Origin of the sequence: Shewanella sp. HL-SH8 (genome assembly GCF_051165765.1) — a bacterium.
GTDB classification, from domain to species: Bacteria; Pseudomonadota; Gammaproteobacteria; order Enterobacterales; family Shewanellaceae; genus Shewanella; species Shewanella glacialimarina.
In genome coordinates this window covers 1,934,159-1,956,979 of sequence record NZ_CP195039.1, presented here as the reverse complement: position 1 = coordinate 1,956,979, position 22,821 = coordinate 1,934,159, and the positions used below count along the sequence as shown (strand labels likewise).

General features: G+C 44.5%; 8 protein-coding genes. 6 read left to right on the top strand and 2 right to left on the bottom strand.

All coding sequences use genetic code 11. The annotated features are described in order from the left end of the window. Nucleotides 1–18: 18 nt before the first annotated feature. Both ACRWQN_RS08705 and ACRWQN_RS08700 read right to left on the bottom strand, forming a co-directional pair. Nucleotides 19–1,029 (bottom strand): hypothetical protein, encoded by a 1,011-nt coding sequence (locus tag ACRWQN_RS08705; RefSeq protein WP_434940474.1) that lies wholly within the window; start codon nt 1,027–1,029, stop codon nt 19–21. Nucleotides 1,030–1,338: 309 nt separating this feature from the next. Beyond that, entirely contained in the window at nt 1,339–1,989 is a 651-nt protein-coding gene (locus tag ACRWQN_RS08700; RefSeq protein WP_434928836.1) for a class I SAM-dependent methyltransferase, read from the bottom strand. A 354-nt stretch (nt 1,990–2,343) separates the two neighbouring features. On the opposite strand from ACRWQN_RS08700, the gene ACRWQN_RS08695 reads away from it, so the two are divergent. The 6 genes from ACRWQN_RS08695 to ACRWQN_RS08670 all read left to right on the top strand — a co-directional run bounded on the left by ACRWQN_RS08695 (nt 2,344) and on the right by ACRWQN_RS08670 (nt 22,818). Further along, on the top strand, nt 2,344–3,537 hold the full coding sequence (locus tag ACRWQN_RS08695) for a GGDEF domain-containing protein (protein ID WP_434940473.1): 1,194 nt from the start codon (nt 2,344–2,346) through the stop codon (nt 3,535–3,537). 848 nt (nt 3,538–4,385) lie between these two features. Then, a complete protein-coding gene (locus tag ACRWQN_RS08690; protein WP_434928835.1) occupies nt 4,386–5,579 on the top strand; it encodes a class I SAM-dependent rRNA methyltransferase in 1,194 nt (397 codons plus the stop codon). A 358-nt stretch (nt 5,580–5,937) separates the two neighbouring features. Continuing rightward, nucleotides 5,938–6,810: a transcriptional regulator gene (locus tag ACRWQN_RS08685; RefSeq protein ID WP_434940472.1), complete on the top strand. Its 873-nt coding sequence runs from the start codon at nt 5,938–5,940 to the stop codon at nt 6,808–6,810. Beyond that, nucleotides 6,807–14,735 carry a phosphopantetheine-binding protein gene (locus ACRWQN_RS08680; RefSeq protein ID WP_434940471.1) on the top strand — a complete coding sequence of 2,643 codons (7,929 nt, stop codon included), beginning with the start codon at nt 6,807–6,809 and terminating at the stop codon, nt 14,733–14,735. The genes ACRWQN_RS08685 and ACRWQN_RS08680 overlap by 4 nt, the downstream gene beginning before the upstream one ends. Further along, the gene (locus ACRWQN_RS08675; protein WP_434940470.1) at nt 14,732–16,927 is read left to right on the top strand and encodes a PfaB family protein; all 2,196 of its coding nucleotides are present in this window, start codon (nt 14,732–14,734) and stop codon (nt 16,925–16,927) included. Before ACRWQN_RS08680 ends, ACRWQN_RS08675 begins: the two co-directional genes overlap by 4 nt. Beyond that, the gene (locus tag ACRWQN_RS08670; protein ID WP_434940622.1) at nt 16,882–22,818 is read left to right on the top strand and encodes a beta-ketoacyl synthase N-terminal-like domain-containing protein; all 5,937 of its coding nucleotides are present in this window, start codon (nt 16,882–16,884) and stop codon (nt 22,816–22,818) included. Before ACRWQN_RS08675 ends, ACRWQN_RS08670 begins: the two co-directional genes overlap by 46 nt. Nucleotides 22,819–22,821 lie beyond the last annotated feature (3 nt).

The window sequence follows — 22,821 nt, the reverse complement described above, 5'->3', positions numbered from 1 at the left end:
TTCTGGCGTTCTGGCAGTTTATTGCCAAACGTTGTTTTCATTCCAGTTGAAGCGATCCCACACCGCATTATTCACGGCGGTGGTGTTGGCGGGTGTTATCACAAAAGTAATATCACCGCTGCTCAATTCTGAAATAGAAGCCGTAGAACCTGTTGTTAATGTCTCAGCTATCAGAATATCAATCACTTGTGCTACAGTCTCGCCGTTAGCCGCATTGGGGATCATCAGTGTGGCCGGATTCTGGGTAAAAAGATTCAGGATGGTACTGTCATAAACCTGAGAAAAGGTGTCGTTAACATTGCCATCTACCAAGCCATCGCTTAAATCTTTGGCTAACTCCTCGAGTATGGCGTCAGAGTCAAAACCCGTATTTGTCGCTTGCTGCATCTGAAAAACAACAGCGGTTAACGCTTCGATGGCTGTTCGATAGGCTAGCATCTCATAACGCTTAGATGAGGTATTGACTGTGTCATTCAATAATGGCGGGGTGGTAAATATGTCGATATTTAATGGCATGCCAAAACCAACAGTCGTGATAACCTGAGTCGCTGCTGAGGTTATTTTTAAAAGAAAATCTGCAGCCTTTATGTTACTACTGGCGTTATTTTTTGCTATTTCTACTGCAAGCGTTGTTAAGGGGGTGGCATACAAGGGATTGCCGCCATCAAGCATAGCCTGGGTAATAACAGTGCTGAGATGACTCATTACTGGAAATACGCCCGTAGTCATGTCTATAGTCGTGCCGGGAGTGCTGGTAAATTCCATAATATAAGGAGGTGTCAGTGGCAACGGCAATGCCAAATCAACTATAACGGCTCTACTATCGGTGGTACCAGAGTCAATAAGCTCACCTTTAAAGCCAGGTTGAGAGCTATCAAATTTATAAACAGTAACTAACGCGTTAATCAATGGACCTTTAGTAGCACCGCCATTAATAGTATAGGTTGGAGGGGTATTATTGTCGCGACTACAAGCGTTAAGTAGCAACAGAAGTAGCGCAACATAAATCAGTTGAGGCCGGTTAAACATTCAATAATCTCATTAAAATGGTTATACGCTGCTTGTTATTCACAAAAATTCAGTTTCAACGCGGAAAGTTTAAATCAAGTAAATAAAGAGGGTCACAAATCAAGGGTTTAGATTCGCTGATATCATGACAAGGCTGGCAGCACGATAAGCTCGGATGTCAACAATTATGCAACAATTAACTTCAACCTACACCATAACCTCTTTCATTTAACTTGCCTATACTTAAGTTCATTTACTGATGAGATGATTCCATCTAAATTTCTAATTTAACTCTGACACCCACCATTATTTCCGAGCTAAAATACCAAATTAGCGCACAAATTTAAGAATATGGCCTTTAAAGGGGTTAACAAGGTATTCGGTGTGTAGCGGTTTTAAATGAACCGACGTAAAGCCAAATTCAATCATTTTATTGGTAAGCTTATTTTTATTTCCCCGACCAGGGTCAACCAAAATCATTTCACAATGTGGCTTAGCGTGCTCGTTAATAAAGTTAGCTAATAACTCGACGTGTTCATCCTCGTACAATAAATCACTGCCAATAATCATGTCGAACAAACCTAAACTGTCGTCATGGCTTGCCCAATCAGTTTGTTGATATGCAATGGGTTTATCTTGATTTAACACAGTGTTTCGAAGTAAAAACTTACCGACTTCGGGGTGATAATCTGTGGCGGTGATATCAGCATGTTTTTTATTAAGCATTAAACTGGTTAAAGCCATACCACAGCCGATTTCAAGTATCCGTTTAATTCCCGTATCGTAATCGGAGATGTAATGCGCTAACACTAAACTTGAAGGCCAAATAATGCCAAATATTGGCCATGTGGCGGATGAAATACCGAGTTTTTCAGCAATGCCTGCAGGATCATTAAATTCTTGATTATCGCGAAGCGTACACAGATGAATATCGGTCTTACCAAACTCAACGGTTTGGTAACGTAAGCGTAGATTTGTCATTTGGCGGCCTAATAATTGGCGCTCAGCCAGGTATCTTTGATAAATGACAAAACGGGATGAACGTTCAAAATATAGTAAATCAGCAGAAAGGCAATGTATTTAAATTCTAACGCTGAGCAAAAAATAATTTTATTCTCAATACTTTAGTCACAATTATCATCTTGATATTTTTTGGCAAATAACGCGCAAAAGTATTTTATCGTTTTTAATACTTTGCTCACAAAAAGGAGTTAACAAACTAGCAAAAAAATGACATTTAACGGTGACTTACTTATACTCTGCTCAGAAGCTGTTCGATTTTATAATGGATAATTCGCGCTTCAAGGGAATATGCATACAGGAAGTAAGATTTAAATGGATAATTTAACCCTAACGGTAAGTGCTGCTTTAATCAGTATATTTATGTTCCTTACGTCGTTTTTGCTTTACCTTAGCAGTAAATCTGATAAATACCTTATAGATTGGTCATTTGCAGGGCTGGCATTTTTCTTCAACAGCGTGGTTGTTTTGGTCGGTTCACGCCAAGACTTTTCTTACTTTTTAATCCCTTCTTTAGTGAATGCTTTTTACGTTATGGGCCATGCGGCGCTGCTTTCTGGTACGCTAAAATTAACCACAGGAAAATCACAGCCTTTTATGGTGTTAGGATTGGGTATCGCGGTAATTACCCTTCATTATTTTGATTTCACTCAGTCCTCAGTCACCGCAAGATTTCTAATTTTTTACCCTATTATCATTTTATTGTGTCTCAGTAATATATATGTCGCGATCAGGCATATAAAATCTTCCACAGCTAATTACTTAAAACTGTTAGTTATAATTCAAGTTACCTTCGTTTTACTCATGATGTTAAGAATAGGTTATGTGCTGCTAGGCAATGACAAACTGCACTTATTTGGCAATGAAATCCTGCAGACTTCTGGGACACTTTTACTGCTGTCTTTCTTATTTCTTATGACGCTAAACTTTGTTTTTATCAGTAACTGGAAAAAAGAATATCAGCTCAATCAGAATTCCAGAACAGACTATTTAACCGGCTGGTTGAATCGTAGAGCATTGAATGAAACGGCTTCAACTATTTTTGCTAAATGCCAACGTGAAGGAAAGAAGTTCGGTTTTATCATTATCGATATTGATCATTTTAAAGTGATTAATGATACCTATGGCCATGCCATTGGAGATAAAGCAATAAAACACATTTGTTCAACAGCTGAGAAAAGCAACCGAGCATATGACTTTCACTTCAGATTAGGAGGTGAAGAATTTGCAGTATTATTTGATGATACTGAAGATAACCATCTGAAGCGATTTGCTGATCGAATGAGAGAAAATATTGAAAAATCTCCTTTAATGCAGGGTCATACAGAGATAAAACTTACCGTAAGCATTGGAGTGACAATTTCGCAAGCGACCGACGAGCATTGGGAACAAGTATTAGACCGTGCAGATAAAGCCTTATATCAAGCCAAGAGTAATGGCCGTAACAAGGTAGAAGTCGTAAGTGAATTACAATTAGACTTTAACAGCGCAATAGCAAATATAGGCTGATTTTATGGGTGTTTTTCAATTGAGAACCGTCTATGTGACAGATACTTATAAATCATGACGAATACAATTTAACAATGACACCCTATTCCCTATTCCCTATGCCAACAATACTGCAAACACACGCCAACAATCACACTACAACGAGCTTATTCACTTTGAACTGAATAAATACCCGCTCATAAAAAATTTTTATGAAGTTTGAAACTCATCACTTTTATGATTTATCCATCTGATATTCTGTTGTTGTGTTTAGGATATTTTCTTTGGATTAAAGACCATTATAGAAAAAACCGCCAGAATTGAGCGTTTAAAAATGGAATTAAGACCCGAATAAGGATTCAGTTTTGACGACTTTTTAACCGTACTAGGCAGTGGACTGGTTATTGTTGGAGCGATATTGCTGGCGGCTGACTTCTGATTGTAAAGACTATTTGTGCCTGATTAAAAATGCTGACAGATCACTTTATCAAGCTAAACAAAATGGTCGCAACCAAGTGATAGTCGGATAAAAAGCCTTTACTAGCTCGGTATACAGACTGCTGTTGGTATTAATCACGACATAATCTCCCTCTAGCTCTCTTAATACGTTATTTTTTAGCGATATCTCAATATCTCATGTTTACGGGTGTAGTAAATTCAACCAGAACCTGCCGACCAAGCCACACCTCATTTATAATCAATTAATTGTCAGGTTTTTAGCGTTCAAATACGCTATGATCTCCGCTACGACTTTGCGACTTAACTGGCTTTATAGTAAGCCCTTAACTGACGGTGTTATTGAATGATATTCTGCCGTAATGATCGCAATGTGAACCATTGACTCTTTTACATTTATATTAGGCAATACCATGGCTATCAGAATTAAACTTAAACCCGGCCGCGAGCGTTCATTAGAGCGACGCCATCCTTGGATATTTTCTAACGGTATTCACAACGTTAATGGCGGCAAGCCACAGGCGGGAGATACGGTTGATGTGGTCGGCCATGATGGTCGTTGGCTAGCACGCGGTGCCTGGTCACCTGAATCACAAATTCAAGTGCGCATATGGACCTTTGATAAAGAAGAAACCATTGATAGCGATTTTTTTGCTAGACGCATTAAAAGAGCCCAAGCTGGACGTGATGAACTGATACGTGAGCAAGGTTTAACCGGTTATCGTTTAATTGCTGCAGAATCTGACGGTTTACCCGGGATTACCATTGACCGTTATGCCAATGTGCTTGTCTGCCAATTACTCAGCACAGGTGCTGAAAAATGGCGCGACACTATCGTCGAGCAGTTAGCGATTCAATATCCAGATTGTGCCATTTATGAACGCTCTGATGTCGACTCAAGAAAAAAAGAAGGCCTATTGCCAGTCACTGGATTACTGCACGGTGAACTGCCACCTATGCCGGTTATCATTGAAGAAAACGGGATTAAAATTGCTGTCGATGTCGTTAAAGGCCACAAAACAGGATTTTATCTGGATCAGCGAGACAACCGCGCCATGGCTGCGCGCTTTGTTAAAGGCAAATCAGTGCTTAACTGTTTTTGCTATACGGGCACTTTCGGCTTATACGCCGCTAAAGCGGGTGCAGCGAGTATTGAAAACGTTGATGTATCATCGCTGGCACTGCAAACTGCCCGCGACAATATGGCCATCAATGCGCTAAATGATGACCATGTCATTTATAATGAAGCTGATGTGTTTAAGTTACTGCGCCAGTACCGCGATGAAGGTAAAACCTTTGATGTCATCGTGCTTGACCCACCTAAGTTTGCCGATAATAAATCGCAACTCGATGGTGCATGTCGCGGTTATAAAGACATTAATATGATTGCGATGCAGCTGTTAAACCCTGGTGGCATGTTACTGACGTTCTCTTGTTCAGGTTTGATGCAGTCTGACTTATTCCAAAAAGTGGTTGCTGATGCGGCACTTGATGCCAAACGTGAAGTGCAATTTGTTGAACGTATGCACCAAGCTAGCGACCACCCAATAAGCAGCGCTTTTCCTGAAGGCTACTACCTTAAGGGTTTAGTTGCGCGCGTTTGGTAAATAACCAAATTAATGAGTAACAACTCACCCAAAGGGAGCATGAATTGCTCCCCTTTTTTATTGGTTATCTGCTCTGGGCACTCACTACTAATCATGCTGATTAATCCACTTACTCAGGTTGACCCATTCTAATGAGTCCTAACTACTCAATCTCTGTTAAATAAAATCAATACTTCCTGATACTCATTTTGTAAATATAGCTTTTCGTTAACCAACACACGTTTTTAGTCTCGGGTGATTGTATCGGAGTGAAACCTCAGGTAATCTGCGTCTTCTTATTATATATAAGTGGATTTAGGCACAGTCAGCGCACGAACGACACGCCAGTCCCAACAGATTATTCGGATATGCTGTCTCGATGACAAAAAAGATAAGTACGCCTACAGAAGTGAGTCAGGCCGACGGGACTGCCAGCAAAAAAACGGTTAATCACCGCAATGCCACCACCACACCCGAGATGCGTCAGTTCATTCAAGAATCTGACTTAAGCGTGAGTCAACTATCCAAAATTCTCAATATCAGCGAAGCCACTGTACGTAAATGGCGTAAGCGTGACTCGGTAGATAACACCCCAAATACCCCACACAAACTCAATACGACCCTGTCCCCCATGGAAGAGTACGTGATGCTGGGGTTGCGTTATCAATTGAAAATGCCCTTAGACAGGTTATTAAAAGTCACCCAGGAATTCATCAACCCCAATGTGTCTCGCTCCGGCCTTGCCCGCTGCTTAAAGCGCTTTGGGGTATCTAAGCTAGATGAGTTCGACAGCCCCTTTGTGCCAGAAAAATTCTTTAACCAGCTCCCTGTTACTCAGGGGGCTGACATTCAAACCTACACCGTAAACCCACAAACCTTAGCCGATACCTTGTCGCTACCGAGTCCTGATCCTGACAACGTAGTACAAGTGGTGTCGTTAAGTATTCCGCCCCAACTAACAAAGCAGCAGGCTTATTCAGTGTTGCTTGGGGTCGATTTTAAATCTGACTGGGTTTACTTAGATATTTATCAAGACAGCCATACTCAAGCGAGTAATCGCTATATCACCCATGTCTTAAAGCACGGCCCGTTTCATTTACGAAAGTTGCTCGTCCGCAACTATCACAGTTTTCTTGCTCGATTTCCTGGAGCAAGTCTATCAGCTGCCAAGCCTAATAATGGCCAATCTAGCGCAACTGAATCCCTACATCAGATGGCTCATTCCCAGCCATCAAACGGAGACTCACAATGAGCCAATCCAAGAAAAACACCGACAAACGTCTTAATAAACGTTTAAAAGACATGCCAGTAGCCATTGTTGGCATGGCGAGTATTTTTGCCAATTCGCGTTATTTAAATAAGTTTTGGGATTTAATTAGCGAAAAAATCGATGCCATTACCGAAGTGCCTGACACTCATTGGCGTATCGAAGACTATTACGATGCTAATAAATCTGCGCCGGATAAAAGCTACTGTAAGCGCGGTGGTTTTTTACCAGAAGTTGACTTTAACCCAATGGAATTCGGCCTGCCGCCTAATATCCTTGAGCTAACTGACTCATCACAATTATTGTCGCTAATCGTGGCAAAAGAAGTATTGGCCGATGCAGGCGTAGGTGCCGATTACGACACCGACCGCATTGGTATTACGCTAGGTGTGGGTGGCGGCCAAAAGCTGAATCACAGTTTAAGTGGCCGTTTGCAATATCCTGTACTTAAAAAGGTATTCAAAAGCAGCGGATTAAGTGATGAAGACACTGAAATGCTGATCAAAAAATTCCAAGATCAGTATGTTCATTGGGAAGAAAACTCGTTCCCTGGATCGTTGGGCAACGTGATCGCTGGTCGTATTGCTAACCGTTTCGATTTTGGCGGCATGAACTGTGTGGTCGATGCTGCATGTGCTGGTTCATTAGCTGCGCTGCGTATGGCGTTAACTGAGTTAACCGAACATCGCAGCGACATGATGATAACCGGCGGAGTGTGTACCGATAACTCGCCTTCCATGTACATGAGTTTTTCTAAAACCCCAGCGTTCACCACTAACGAAACCATTCAACCCTTTGATATCGATTCAAAAGGCATGATGATTGGTGAAGGTATTGGCATGGTGGCATTGAAGCGCCTTGATGATGCAGAGCGTGATGGCGACCGTATTTATGCGGTTATTAAAGGTGTTGGCGCTTCATCAGACGGTAAGTTTAAAAGTATTTATGCGCCCCGCCCTGAAGGCCAAGCAAAAGCATTAAAACGCGCCTATGATGACGCAGGATTTGAGCCACACACTATTGGCTTAATTGAAGCCCATGGTACAGGTACTGCAGCGGGTGATGTGGCCGAGTTTAATGGCTTAAAGTCGGTGTTTTCTGAAGGCAACGACACTAAGCAACACATCGCATTAGGCTCGGTTAAATCTCAAGTCGGTCACACTAAATCTACCGCAGGTACTGCTGGTGTGATTAAAGCAGCGCTTGCACTGCACCACAAGGTATTGCCGCCAACCATTAACGTCAGCAAACCTAACCCTAAGTTAGGCGTTGAGGATTCTCCGTTTTATTTGAACACTGAAACACGCCCTTGGATGCCACGCAGCGATGATACCCCGCGCCGCGCCGGTATTAGCTCGTTTGGTTTTGGTGGCACTAACTTCCACGTGGTGTTAGAAGAATACAAGCAAGATCACGCCCGTGATGCCAAGTATCGTCATCGCGCAGTAGCACAAAGCTTACTGATCAGCGCAAGCAATAAAGCGGCACTGCAAGCTGAATTAACCCAGTTATTAAATACCGTAAAAGCCATTGATACCGCTTCACCTAACAGCAGTGAAATTGAATTAGCCAAGTTAGCTAAACGTTTTGCGGTCACCACACTTGATAGCCAAGCTGCACGTATTGGTATGGTGGTAAGTTCATTAACGGAACTTGTGACCCAACTGACCCAAGCGATTGCACAGCTTAGCGCGAACACCAATGATGCATGGCAGTTGCCGTCAGGTACAAGCTATCGCACTAGCGCGTTAGTGGCTAAAGACAGCAAGGTTAAAGTTGCCGCACTGTTTGCCGGTCAAGGTTCACAATACGTCAATATGGGCGTTGATTTAGCCTGTCACTACCCTGAAATGCGTCAACAATTAATGTTGGCCGATAAGGTATTTGCTAAAAACAAGCAAACACCATTGTCACAAATTCTATTCCCTATTCCAGCGTTTGAAGCTGATGATATTGCAGCCCAACAAGCGGCATTAACTAATACCGCGAATGCGCAAAGTGCTATTGGTGCCGTGAGCATGGGACAATATCAACTGCTGACCCATGCAGGTTTTAAAGCCGATATGGTCGCCGGACACAGTTTTGGCGAACTATCGGCATTATGTGCTGCTGGGGTTATCTCTTCTGAGGATTACTACCAATTAGCCTTTGCCCGTGGTCAAGCCATGGCGGCAACACCTAAAGATCAAGATGCTGGCGCCATGTACGCGGTTATTTTGCCCGCCACAGCGGATACGGCCAATATTGATAAATTAGAACACTGCATCAAAGATTTTGATGGCGTGAAAGTGGCTAATTACAATTCACCGACTCAGTTAGTGATTGCAGGCCCAACGACAACCACCAGTGATGCGGCAAAAGCGATTCAAACCTTAGGCTTTAAAGCCATTGCTTTGCCGGTTTCTGGCGCCTTCCATACGCCACTTGTGGCCCATGCCCAAGTGCCGTTTGCTAACGCAATCAACAAGGTCAAGTTCGCCAAGCCCAAGCTGAATTTATATGCCAATGGCACAGGTAAACTGCATCCTAAAGATCCTAAAGCGATTCAAGCCGCCTTTAGCGAGCACATGTTGCAATCGGTACGTTTTAGCGATCAATTACAGTCTATGTACGATGCCGGTGCCCGTGTCTTTGTTGAGTTTGGCCCGAAAAATATTCTACAAAAATTAGTTGAAGGCACCTTAGGTAATCAAAGCGATGCCGTTAGCGTTGTAAGCTTAAACCCTAACCCTAAAGGTAATAGCGATATTCAATTACGCCAGGCTGCAACTCAGCTTGCGGTATTAGGGTTAAGCCTTACAGAGGTTGACCCATATCAAGCACCGATTGCTGAATTAGCTAAGTCATCGCCGATGAATGTGAAGCTAACGGCAACCAACTTCATCAGCCCTGCGACCAAAGCCAAAATGCAAAAGTCACTGGAAACAGGTCAAGTTGCGCTTAAAGAAGTGAAAGTTGAAGTGCCGGTTGAGAAGATTGTTGAAAAAATTGTGGAAAAAATTGTGGAAAAAGAAGTGATCAAAACAGAATATATTGAAGTGCCACAAGCTGGCAGTGCTAATGCGAGTAACAGTGCGAGCGCTCAAACAAGTGCTCCAGTCAACGCCGCGCCTGTAAACACGGCACAAGTCAGCCATGACAGCATAGGCGCATTTTTTGCGGCCCAGCAACAAACGGCTGAATTACATCAACAGTTTTTAGCCATTCCACAGCAATACGGTGATACGTTTGCCACCTTAATGGCAGCGCAAACGCAAATGGCAGCCTCAGGCGTTGCTATTCCTGATAGCCTGCAGCAATCAATGGCATTTTTCCACCAGCATCAAGCACAAACGCTGCAAAGCCATACCTTGTTCCTTGAGCAACAAGCGCTTTCAAGCCAAAACGCATTAGCTATGTTAAGCGGTCAAGCGCCTGTTGCATTTGCTCCGGCTCAAGCTCAAGTTCAAGCTCGCGTTCAACAGCCAGTTCAACATATTGCGACTCAAACTGCTGCGCCTCAAGCTACAGCTCAAGCTGCAGTGACTCAAACACCTTTCGCTCAAGCTGCGGTGCAAAATCGCGCAGCTACGGCTCCACAAGCGGCCGTTGCTATGTCAGCCCCAGCGCCTCAAGTGACGCCAGTTAAAGCACCTCTACCAACTCCAGTTGCTGCAGCGGCGCCAGTTACTCCAGTGGTAGAAAGTTCAGGCTTAAGCGCGCAAACAGCCCTGAGCGCGCAGAAAGTACTGCAAACCATGCTAGAAGTGGTGGCAGACAAAACCGGTTACCCAACTGAAATGCTTGAACTTGGCATGGATATGGAAGCCGATTTAGGTATCGACTCTATCAAGCGTGTTGAGATTTTAGGTACGGTTCAAGACGAATTACCAGGCTTGCCAGAATTAAGCCCAGAAGATTTAGCCGAGTGTCGTACCCTTGGTGAAATCGTTGACTACATGAACTCTCGTCTACCAGCTGAGGGCTCTAAGCTGCCAGCAGCAGGTTCAAGCCCAGTTGCAGCATCGGTAGCATCAGCACCGACTTCATCAGAGAGCAACGGATTAAGTGCAGCAAAAGTTCAAAGCACCATGATGGCTGTGGTTGCCGACAAAACCGGTTACCCTACTGAAATGCTAGAACTTGGCATGGACATGGAAGCCGATTTAGGTATCGATTCAATCAAGCGTGTTGAGATTTTAGGTACGGTACAAGATGAGCTTCCAGGCTTACCAGAATTAAGCCCTGAAGATTTAGCCGAGTGTCGTACATTAGGTGAAATCGTTGATTACATGAACAGCAAATTGCCAGCTGCGGGCGCTGCGCCAGCTCAATCAGCTGTCGCGCCTGTTGCATCTGCAAACAATGGCTTGTCTGCAACAACAGCCTTGAGCGCGCAACAGGTACAAAGCACCATGATGGCTGTGGTTGCCGACAAAACCGGTTACCCAACTGAAATGCTAGAGCTTGGCATGGACATGGAAGCCGATTTAGGTATCGATTCTATAAAGCGTGTTGAGATTCTAGGTACGGTTCAAGACGAATTACCAGGCTTACCAGAATTAAGCCCTGAAGATTTAGCCGAGTGTCGTACCTTAGGTGAAATCGTTGCTTATATGGGCAGCAAGCTGCCAGCCGCAGGCGCCATGAACTCTCCACTGCCAGCACAAGCAGTTCCAGCAACAGCCATGAGCGCTGAAACAGCCTTGAGCGCGCAAAAGGTTCAAAGCACCATGATGGCTGTGGTTGCCGACAAAACAGGTTACCCAACTGAAATGCTAGAACTTGGCATGGATATGGAAGCCGATTTAGGTATCGACTCTATCAAGCGTGTTGAAATTCTAGGTACGGTTCAAGATGAGCTTCCAGGCTTACCAGAACTGAACCCAGAAGATTTAGCCGAGTGTCGTACCTTAGGTGAAATCGTTGCTTACATGAACTCTAAGCTCCCCGCACAAGGCGCGGCTTCAGTACAACATACTGTGTCTGCACAAGCCGCTCCTGCATCAGGTTTAAGCGCAGAAACAGCCTTAAGCGCAGAAAAAGTACAAAGCACCATGATGGCTGTGGTTGCCGACAAAACCGGTTACCCAACAGAAATGCTTGAATTAAGCATGGATATGGAGGCCGATTTAGGTATCGATTCTATCAAGCGTGTTGAGATTTTAGGCACAGTACAAGATGAGCTTCCAGGCTTACCAGAACTGAACCCTGAAGATTTAGCTGAGTGTCGTACCTTAGGTGAAATCGCCGCCTACATGAACTCTAAGCTAACTGCTGGTGGCGCATCAACAACTAGCCCTGCTGCACAAACTGTTATTCACCAAGCTACCGCTGAACTTGCTACAGAATTACCTCCTCATCAGGAAGTCGCGCTAAAAAAGCTACCAGCGGCGGATAAGTTAGTTGGCTGTTTTTCGAAAGACGCATGCATCGTTATCAATGATGACGGCCACAATGCCGGCGTATTAGCAGAAAAATTAGCATCAACAGGCCTAACCGTCGCAGTGATCCATAGCCCTAAGGCCATTACCAATAAACAGTCGCCACTAAGTAGTGCTGTTGCTAGCTTTGAGTTAACGCAAGTCAGTGATGATGCGATTGCTGCTGTGATTAAACAGATTAGTGCTAAACACAAGATTGCAGGTTTTGTGCATCTACAACCTCAGTTTGAACAGATAAACAATGCATTACCACTGAGTGATGCGGCTTTTGCTGCGGTTGAGCAAGCCTTCTTAATGGCGAAGCATTTACAAAAAGGTTTTGAAACCCTATCAAAAACTGAGCGTGTTAGCTTTATGACGGTAAGTCGGATTGATGGTGGTTTTGGTTATTTAGATACCCAAGCCCTAGCGACAACTGAGCTAAACCAGGCGGCACTGTCAGGATTAAGCAAAACACTCGGCCATGAATGGCCAAACGTGTTCTGCCGCGCCTTAGATATTGCACCAAGCTTTGAAGCGGCAGAACTAGCCAAGGCAATTGTTGCAGAGCTGTTTGATATTGACACGTCAATCACTGAAATCGGCATCAGCAAGCAAGGTCGCCACACGCTTAGTGCAACGGCTTGTGCTAAAACACGTTACCAAACCACCACGTTAAACAGCGATGATACTGTGTTAGTTACGGGTGGCGCAAAAGGAGTCACATTTGAATGTGCCCTCACCTTAGCTAAACAAACTAAATCACACTTTGTTTTAGCGGGACGTAGCGAGCATTTAGCGGCTAATTTACCAACCTGGGCGCAAGGTAAAAAAGTTAATGAGCTTAAAGCGGCAGCGATTGGGTTTATTCAATCCCAAGGTGACAAGCCAACACCTAAGCAAATTGATGCTTTAGTTTGGCCTATTACCAGCAGCTTAGAAATTGACCGCGCGCTTAGTGCATTTAAAGACGTGGGCGCCAGCGCTGAATATATCAGCATGGATGTCAGCTCAGATGCGGCAATTAAGCAAACCCTTAAAGGGCTTAACACCATTACAGGCATCATCCATGGTGCTGGTGTGTTAGCGGATAAACATATTCAAGACAAAACCTTAGCTGAATTAGGTCGAGTATATGGCACTAAAGTGTCTGGCTTTGCCGGTATTATCAATGCGATTGATGCCAGCAAACTTAAGCTAGTGGCGATGTTCTCATCTGCGGCGGGTTTTTACGGCAACACAGGCCAAAGTGACTATTCAATGTCTAATGAGATCCTCAACAAAACAGCACTGCAACTTGCGGCTAACTACCCACAAGCCAAAGTGATGAGCTTTAACTGGGGCCCTTGGGATGGCGGTATGGTCAGTTCAGCATTGAAGAAGATGTTTGTTGAGCGCGGCGTGTACGTTATTCCATTAGATAAGGGCGCAAACTTGTTTGCCCACAGCCTGCTGTCTGAAACGGGCGTGCAGATGCTGATTGGATCGAGTATGCAAGGTTCTGACACTTCAGCCCAAGCGAGTGCTGCTGTAAAAAAGCTTAATGCGGACTCTTTGCATCACGCCAAGGGTTCGCTGACACTGTCTTTTAATGGCATGAACAACACTTATATTGTTGAACGTGTACTTAACCCGCTTTTAATGCCCTTCATTGAAGATCATTGCATTGCGGGTAATCCAGTACTACCGACCGTATGTGCCATTCAATGGATGCGTGAAACTGCGCAGCTATTATGTGGCCAGGCGGTTTGCGTTCAAGATTATAAGTTACTCAAAGGCATTATTTTTGACACCAATACGCCGCAGGTATTAACCCTGACATTGACGCAAACTGAGGCCGGCTTAAATGCAATTATTGCTAGCCGTCTGCAAAGCGACTCTGTAGACAGTGTGTTAAGACCGCAATATCAAGCGAGCCTGACTGCTAATAAAAAAGTTATTTATAATCAGCAAGATAACTCTTTACCAACGCTACCAGCGGCCGCTATTGATGCACAGCAATTAGCTAACGCAGGCAAAGTGATAAGCACTGGCAGCGAGCTTTATTCAAACGGCAGCTTATTCCACGGCCCTCGCCTACAAGGGATTAAGCAAGTGTTAATTGCTGACGATCAGCAGTTGGTGTGCAAAGTTGAACTACCGCAGATTAACGACAATGATTGTGCCGGTTTTGCACCTCAGTTAACCCTTGGTGGCAGTCAGGCATTTGCTGAGGATTTGTTATTACAGGCCATGCTTGTGTGGGCGCGTATTAAGCATGATGCCGCCAGCTTGCCGTCTACCATTGGTGAACTGACAACTTATGTGCCTTTTGCATCGGGTGATACAGGTTATTTAGTGCTAACCGTACTGAAAAGCAGCGGCCGCTCACTCACTGCCGATATTGCGCTTTACCATGAAGATGGTCGCTTAAGTTGCACTATGTCAGCGGCTAAAACCACTATTAGCAAAAGCTTGAACGATGCCTTTATCGCACCGCGTAATAAGCTTATAGAGGGTGCAATTTGAGTACTGACTTAACAGATAACTCATTAACTGGCCGCGCATTAACTAGCGCGGAACTCGCCCAAGCCGTGAAGCAACGCCACACTATGCCACTGCGCATAGCGGTGTTGCTTAACGCACCTAAGATTATGGCTCAAACTGAGATCCAGTTTGTTAGCCTTGATGAAACTAATCAGCTTGGGTTTGAGCAAGCTCTTGCTGATACAGCAGAGCGTCTAACCAGTGTCCAACCGGCAAATGTGATCATTAATTTAGCAGACAAGTTATGGTTAATGCCTGCGCTGATGGCGGCAAAGAATGGTATTCACCCACATGCTTTAATTAACGGTGTCGGCATTGCTGAAAATAGCCTTGAAGCCATTAATCAAGCTTTAGCCCATGCTAAACGGGATCACGTTCAGCCTGTGGTGCAAACCGTTAAAGCAGGATCGGCCAGACATAAGCTTAATCAACTTCATGGCTTAGTAACTTCTATGGCGACAAGGCAGCTTCCCCTTGCTAGCAGCAATGGAGCTACCAGTGCTAGCGAACAAGGATATTGGTTTTGCGAGTTTCATCAAAGCCGAGTGGCTGCTTTTACTAGCTCTATGTGCGCTAACTCGCATCAAGCAGTCATTTTAACCCAGGGCACAGGGCTGATTACGGCCAAGCCTTTACTCAATACTTCACGATTATGGCTGCCTATTGGCGCAATATCGATTGATGATTTACAAGCCCAGTTAGCGTCACTAGCACTATTGCTGAGTCGTTTAGCCAGTGACTCAAGTAATGATATTGCTTTATTGGAACTGATTAAACAGCAGCTTATTGGTTATCAAGCTAAGTCAGCAATAAACAGCTTAAGCGCTGTGGTGATGGCAAGCAGTTATGAGGCACTTTGTGTTGAAGTCAACGCCATGCTTAACGCAGTAAGCCAAACTGACAGTACTGATATTCACTCACCAATTAATTATAAAACGCCTGCTGGCAGTGCTTTTACTCATCAGCCCTTAGGTGAAAATGGCTTAAGTTTTGTCTATCCCGGTGTCGGCACCGTGTATCCCAATATGTTTAAACACTTGGGGCATACTTTTCCTACACTATATAGCGAGCTTGAGAAACAAGGCGATTTGCAAGCCATGTTGCAAAGTCAGCTAATCTATTCGAAAGAAGATACGACAACGGCACAGAGCATGAGTTTATCTGAACTGGCTATTTCAGGTGTTGGCGCCAGTTATATGCTGACCAAGTTGTTAGAAAAAGAATTTAACATCAAGCCTAAATTGGCCTTGGGTTATTCGATGGGTGAAGCCTCAATGTGGGCTAGCCTTAATGTGTGGCAACAGCCACACAGTTTAATCGATGCCACCCAAACTAGTTCATTATTCACCCAAGATATTTCAGGGCCATTACTGTGTGTTAGACAAGATTGGCAGCTTGATGTGTCAGACGCCACCAAAGGCGAAGACATTGTCTGGAACAGCTTTATTACTCGGGCAACACCAGAAGAGTTAGCGCCACACCTTAACGATTACCCTAGGGCATACATTGCCATTATTCAGGGCGATACCTGTGTGGTTGCGGGGTGTGAAGCTAGCTGTAAAGCCATGCTCAAACAAGCGGGTAAACGCGGTATTGCATCCAATAAAGTCACTGCAATGCACACGCCCCCGGCGATGCAAATTATTGAGCAGGTAAAGCAGTTTTATCACCAGCCTCTGATGGCGGACTTACCTAATGACATCCGCTTTATCACAGCAACAGAAGCTAAGCCAATAGTGTTAAGCCCGGATGCAATAGCCCAATCGATTGCCGATACTTTTTGCCATCAATTGGATTTTACCCAGTTAATTGCCAAGGCTTGTCAGCATGGCAGCAGGCTATTTGTTGAAATTGGCGCGGACAGACAAACTAGCACGCTAATCGATAAAATTTTAACCAGCCAGCTTGCTGACAAACAGGTTAATCAAGACAGCTTTTCAGCCCAAGCTATTGCCGTTAATGCCAAAGGTGCGGATGAAAGTATCAGTTTATTGAAATGCCTAGGCCAATTGTTAACTCATCAAGTCCCTATGTCATTTACCCCTTTTATCGACAGCATTGATTGTGCCATCTCACAAGAGCTAGCACGAAAAGTCGAAAAGCTAGCGGCTCGTGTTGATCCGACTTTATCGGCTCAAGCACCTCACCCTATTTCAGAAGGAGAACCTCATTGAGTTCTCATAATGCCCCAAAAATTGCCATAGTCGGCCTTGCTAATCAGTATCCTGATGCGGACACGCCGGCTAAGTTTTGGCAAAACTTATTAGATAAAAAAGACTCACGTAGTCAAATCAGCGATCAAAAACTGAATGCCAGCCCAAGTGACTACACAGGCGTGCAAGGTCAGTCTGACCGCTTTTATTGCGACAAAGGCGGCTACATTGAAAACTTCAGTTTCAATGCCAATGGTTACCATGTGCCAGCCAGTGCATTTGACAGTTTAGATGACAGTTTTTTATGGGCCACAGACACTGCGCGTAATGCCTTAAATGATGCGGGCATATCGTTAAACGATAGCCGCTTATCACGCACCGGTATTGTGATGGGCACGCTGTCATTCCCCACGGCTAAGTCCAATGAGCTGTTTGTGCCGCTTTATCACGGCGCAGTTGAAAAAGCCTTACAGGTAAAACTTGCCCAGCCTAATTTTGTGCTGCAAGGTTTTGGCAATGAGCAGAGTGCTGGTAATAAACCGGCTGAGCCAATCAATTATCGAAATGGTGCTATTGCCCACAATGCTTCAAAATTGGTTGCCGATGCACTGGGTTTAGGCGCAGCGCAATTAAGCTTAGATGCCGCCTGTGCAAGTTCTGTTTATGCCTTAAAACTGGCGTGTGATTACTTGCACACTGGCAAAGCAGATATCATGCTAGCGGGTGCAGTATCAGGCGCCGATCCTTTCTTTATCAACATGGGTTTCTCGATTTTTCACGCCTACCCAGACCACGGCATTTCAGCGCCGTTTGATAGTAACAGCAAAGGTTTATTTGCCGGTGAAGGTGCGGGTGTATTAGTACTCAAACGGCTTGACGATGCTCAGCGTGATGGCGACCATATTTATGCCCTCGTTAGCGGTATTGGCTTGTCAAACGATGGAAAAGGTCAGTTTGTACTAAGCCCAAATAGCAAAGGTCAGGTGTTGTCATTTGAGCGCGCTTATCGTGAAGCTGACATAGCGCCTGCCAGCATTGAAGTGATTGAATGCCACGCAACGGGTACGCCTTTGGGTGACAAGGTCGAGCTGACCTCCATGGAGCGCTTTTTTGAAGATAAGCTTAATGGCAGCGCAACCCCATTAATTGGTTCAGCTAAATCTAATCTAGGCCACTTGCTTACCGCAGCAGGTATGCCAGGGATCATGAAAATGATTTTCGCCATGCGCCAAGGTGTGTTGCCGCCAAGTATCAATATCAGCAGCCCTATCGCCTCGCCGAATCAATTGTTTGGTCAGCAAACCTTGCCTAATGAAGTGTTACCTTGGCCAGACAAAGCAGGCAATACAGCGCGTCATGCTGGGGTGTCGGTATTTGGCTTTGGTGGTTGTAACGCGCATTTATTGATTGAATCTTATGATAACAATGCGATTAATCATGATTTAACACATACACCGGCTACCAAACAAGACACGTTAAACGCTGCTAACACGCCGCTTAACATTACCGGTATGGCTGCCCATTTTGGCCAAGCCAGCAACATTAATGCACTGGCAGACAAGATAGCTCAGCAACAACCTTTGATGACAGACTTACCTGCTAAACGCTGGAAAGGGTTAAATAATCATCCCGAGTTATTAGCAAAACACGGCCTGCACTCTGTTCCCCAAGGCGCTTATATTGAACAGTTTGACTTTGATTTTTTGCGCTTTAAAGTGCCGCCAAATGAAGATGACAGATTAATATCACAGCAACTGTTATTAATGAAAGTGGCCGATGAAGCCATTATTGACGCCAAACTAAAACCGGGCAGTAAAGTCGCGGTATTGGTGGCGATGGAAACAGAGCTTGAATTGCATCAGTTCCGTGGCCGCGTTAATTTGCACAGCCAAATTAGCCAGAGCCTTAAAGCCCAAGGTGTTGTGCTAACAGTTGATGAATATCAAGCCCTTGAAACTATCGCCATGGACAGTGTTTTAGATGCCGCTAAGCTAAATCAATATACCAGTTTTATTGGCAATATTATGGCGTCGCGAATTTCATCATTGTGGGACTTTAATGGTCCTGCTTTCACCATTTCAGCAGGCGAGCAATCGGTGAGTCGCTGTATTGATGTGGCACAAAATCTGTTTGCCTTAGGCTCAATTCAAGAGCCACTAGACGCTGTGATCATCGCTGCAGTAGATTTGTCGGGCAGTATTGAAAATATGCTACTTAAAAATGGCTGCTTATCCGCATCAGGTATCCAGAAGGGTGATATGAATGCGCGCCCTTGGGCTATCGGCGAAGGTGCCGGTGCGATTGTCTTGCAGACAAAAACGGCCAATACCAGCTTAACAGACAACAGTTACGCCAGTATCGACAGTTTGCAATTTAGTAGCCACTATTGCGCCAATAATATCAGTGCTAACGTGTTTGCTAAGCCGACTAATTTGATTGAACTTAATCAATCTCCTGAAAGCCGTTTCGATGTTGCTGGCCAAGCATTGTTTAGCCAATTAGCATCAGGCACAACAATGCTAACCCAAGCGCAAGATTTAATGGGACACAGCTTTGCGGCATCCGGCATGGCCAGTATGCTGCACGCTTTGATTAAGATGAGTCAATTTAATGTCAGTGATGGCGTTAATGCGGCTAATACAAGTGCACACCATGCTAGTGCTAAAATCGTCACGGTAAGTGAAAACCAGTGTTCAAACATTGATTTATCTGTATCTCAGACACAGCAACAAGCGCTAACACATCGTTTGACTTCGCCCCTTGCACAGCAGCTATCGCACACAATCGCGACTGGCAGTAAATTAAGTTTAATTAAGCAAGTCAGCCTTGGCGGACGAGATATTTACCAACACATTATCGATACACCAATAGCATCAATTGACAGCATTAAAGCTAAATGTGCCCATATTGCTCCGCAAGCAAAGGCAGCGACATCCGTCACAGTAGTTCCTATGACAAACACGCTATCGACAACAAAAAATGCGCCCTCAACAGAGACGACACACACTATTATGCCTAATCTAAAACCGGCTTCTCCAGCACTAAATTCAGCAAACTCTGCAGACTCTTCAAACGCTGCGCTTACCCAGAGTGTGCCACCAGCCCATTTAAATGCTTTTCAACAAAATCAGTGGCTAGCGCAACAAGCACATTTGGCGTTTTTAAAAAGCCGTGATGCGGGCCTTAAAGTGGCCGATACCTTACTAAAGCAGCAGTTAGCTCAGGCTAATGGCCAGCAAAATGTTTACCCATCAAACCCTGTACTTACTCAACCTTTACAACAGCAAGCTCAAGCGGTTAACGTATTAGCCCAACCTGTGCCACAAACGGCATTAACACCCAATCATGCTAAGGTTCCCGCCTACACAGCCCCAATTCCAGCGGATAAACCGTGCATTTGGAATTACGCAGATTTAGTGGAATATGCCGAAGGGGATATCGCCAAGGTATTTGGTCAAGATTACGCCATTATTGACGGCTATAAACGTCGCGTACGTCTGCCTACCACGGACTATTTATTGGTATCACGCGTCACCAAGCTTAATGCGACCATGAACCAATATAAGCCCTGTTCAATGACCACTGAATATGACATCCCAGTGGATGCCCCTTATTTAGTTGATGGTCAAATCCCTTGGGCGGTTGCGGTGGAATCTGGTCAATGTGACTTGATGCTGATCAGCTATTTAGGCATCGACTTTGAAAATAAAGGCGAGCGTGTTTATCGCTTATTAGATTGCACTCTGACCTTCTTGGCTGATTTACCTCGCGGCGGCGACACTCTGCGTTACGATATTAAAATCAATAACTTTGCTAGCAATGGCGACACGCTACTGTTCTTCTTCTCTTACGAATGTTTCGTTGGCGATAAGATGATCCTCAAAATGGATGGCGGCTGTGCTGGCTTCTTTACTGATAAAGAACTCGCAGACGGAAAAGGCGTAATTCACACTGAAGATGAAATCAAAAACCGTCTTAGCGTGATGAACAATCCTAATAAGCCGCGTTTTGAACCACTGCTACATTGTGCTCAAACAGCGTTTAACTATGGTCAAATTCATCATTTACTCAATGGCGATATCGGTAGCTGTTTTGGCGGCGCCCATGTTAGCCACCAGCTAGAAAATGGATTACAGCCATCGTTATGTTTCGCCTCTGAAAAATTCTTAATGATTGAGCAAGTGAGCAAGTTAGATGTCCGTGGCGGCGCTTGGGGCTTAGGCTTAATTGAAGGCCATAAACAACTGGCACCGGACCACTGGTATTTCCCATGCCACTTCCAAGGCGATCAGGTCATGGCTGGATCATTAATGGCCGAAGGCTGTGGTCAGTTATTACAGTTCTTTATGTTGCATATCGGCATGCACACACAAGTGAGTAATGGTCGTTTCCAACCACTTGAAAATGCTTCACAAAAAGTACGTTGTCGCGGACAAGTATTACCGCAACATGGCGAATTAACTTATCGCATGGAAGTCACTGAAATTGGCACAAGCCCTCGCCCATATGCAAAGGCGAACATTGATATTTTGCTTAATGGCAAAGTAGTGGTCGATTTCCAAAACTTAGGCGTAATGATTAAAGAAGAAAGCGAATGTACTCTTTACCCTCTTTTATCTTCAGCGGCCACGAGTGCGAATATCCTCGTAAATAAAGCGCCATTGATGGCACAAGTGCCGGATTTAAGTGCGCCAACCAATAAAGGGGTTATTCCGCTTAAGCACGTTGAAGCACCTACAGTGGCAGCTGATTCTAAATATGCCAACCGCGTACCTGATACAGTGCCATTTACGCCTTATCATATGTTTGAATTTGCCACCGGTAACATTGAAAAATGTTTCGGCCCAGATTTCAGCATTTACCGCGGCTTAATTCCACCACGTACTCCCTGTGGTGATTTACAGCTAACCACTCGCGTCGTTGAAATTAACGGTAAACGCGGTGAGCTGAAAAAACCTTCTTCTTGTATTGCTGAATATGAAGTGCCTGCAGATGCTTGGTATTTTGCCAAAAACAGTCATCAAGCAGTTATGCCGTATTCGGTACTTATGGAAATTTCATTACAACCAAACGGCTTTATTTCCGGTTATATGGGCACCACCCTTGGATTCCCAGGGCAAGAGCTGTTTTTCCGTAACCTAGATGGCGGCGGCAAATTACTGCGCCATGTGGATTTACGCGGTAAAACTATCGTCAACGATTCAAAGTTGTTATCAACGGTTATTGCTGGTAGCAATATTATTCAAAGCTTTACCTTTGAACTCAGCGTTGATAAAGAGCCGTTTTATACTGGTAGCGCGGTTTTTGGTTACTTTAAAGGTGATGCGCTTAAAAACCAGCTTGGTATCGATAACGGTAGAATTACTCAGCCTTGGCATATCGACAATAATGTTGCTGCTGACATTAGCGTCAATTTACTCGATAAAACTTCACGGGTATTTAATGCGCCAGCCAGTCAGCCGCATTATCGACTAGCGGGCGGCCAACTTAACTTTATCGACAAAGCGGAAATCGTCGAGACGGGCGGCAAGTACGGTAACGGTTATCTTGCAGCGTCACGCACTATTGACCCAAGTGATTGGTTCTTCCAATTCCACTTCCATCAAGATCCGGTAATGCCGGGTTCATTAGGTGTTGAAGCCGTGATTGAGTTAATGCAAACTTACGCCATCAGCACAGACTTAGGTAAAGGTTTCACTAACCCGAAATTTGGCCAAATTCTGTCGGACATTAAATGGAAATATCGTGGTCAAATTAACCCATTAAACAAACAAATGTCACTCGATGTGCATATCAGCGCAGTAAAAGATGAAGACGGCAAACGCATCATCATAGGCGATGCAAATCTTAGCAAAGATGGTCTGCGCATTTATGAAGTCAAAGACATCGCAATCTGTATTGAAGAAGCTTAGGCC

Bases quoted from the DNA above. Each gene is read 5' to 3' on its own strand.
- ACRWQN_RS08705 (WP_434940474.1), bottom strand. From the start codon at position 1,029: ATGTTTAACCGGCCTCAACTGATTTATGTTGCGCTACTTCTGTTGCTA.
- ACRWQN_RS08700 (WP_434928836.1), bottom strand. From the start codon at position 1,989: ATGACAAATCTACGCTTACGTTACCAAACCGTTGAGTTTGGTAAGACC.
- ACRWQN_RS08695 (WP_434940473.1), top strand. From the start codon at position 2,344: ATGGATAATTTAACCCTAACGGTAAGTGCTGCTTTAATCAGTATATTT.
- ACRWQN_RS08690 (WP_434928835.1), top strand. From the start codon at position 4,386: ATGGCTATCAGAATTAAACTTAAACCCGGCCGCGAGCGTTCATTAGAG.
- ACRWQN_RS08685 (WP_434940472.1), top strand. From the start codon at position 5,938: ATGACAAAAAAGATAAGTACGCCTACAGAAGTGAGTCAGGCCGACGGG.
- ACRWQN_RS08680 (WP_434940471.1), top strand. From the start codon at position 6,807: ATGAGCCAATCCAAGAAAAACACCGACAAACGTCTTAATAAACGTTTA.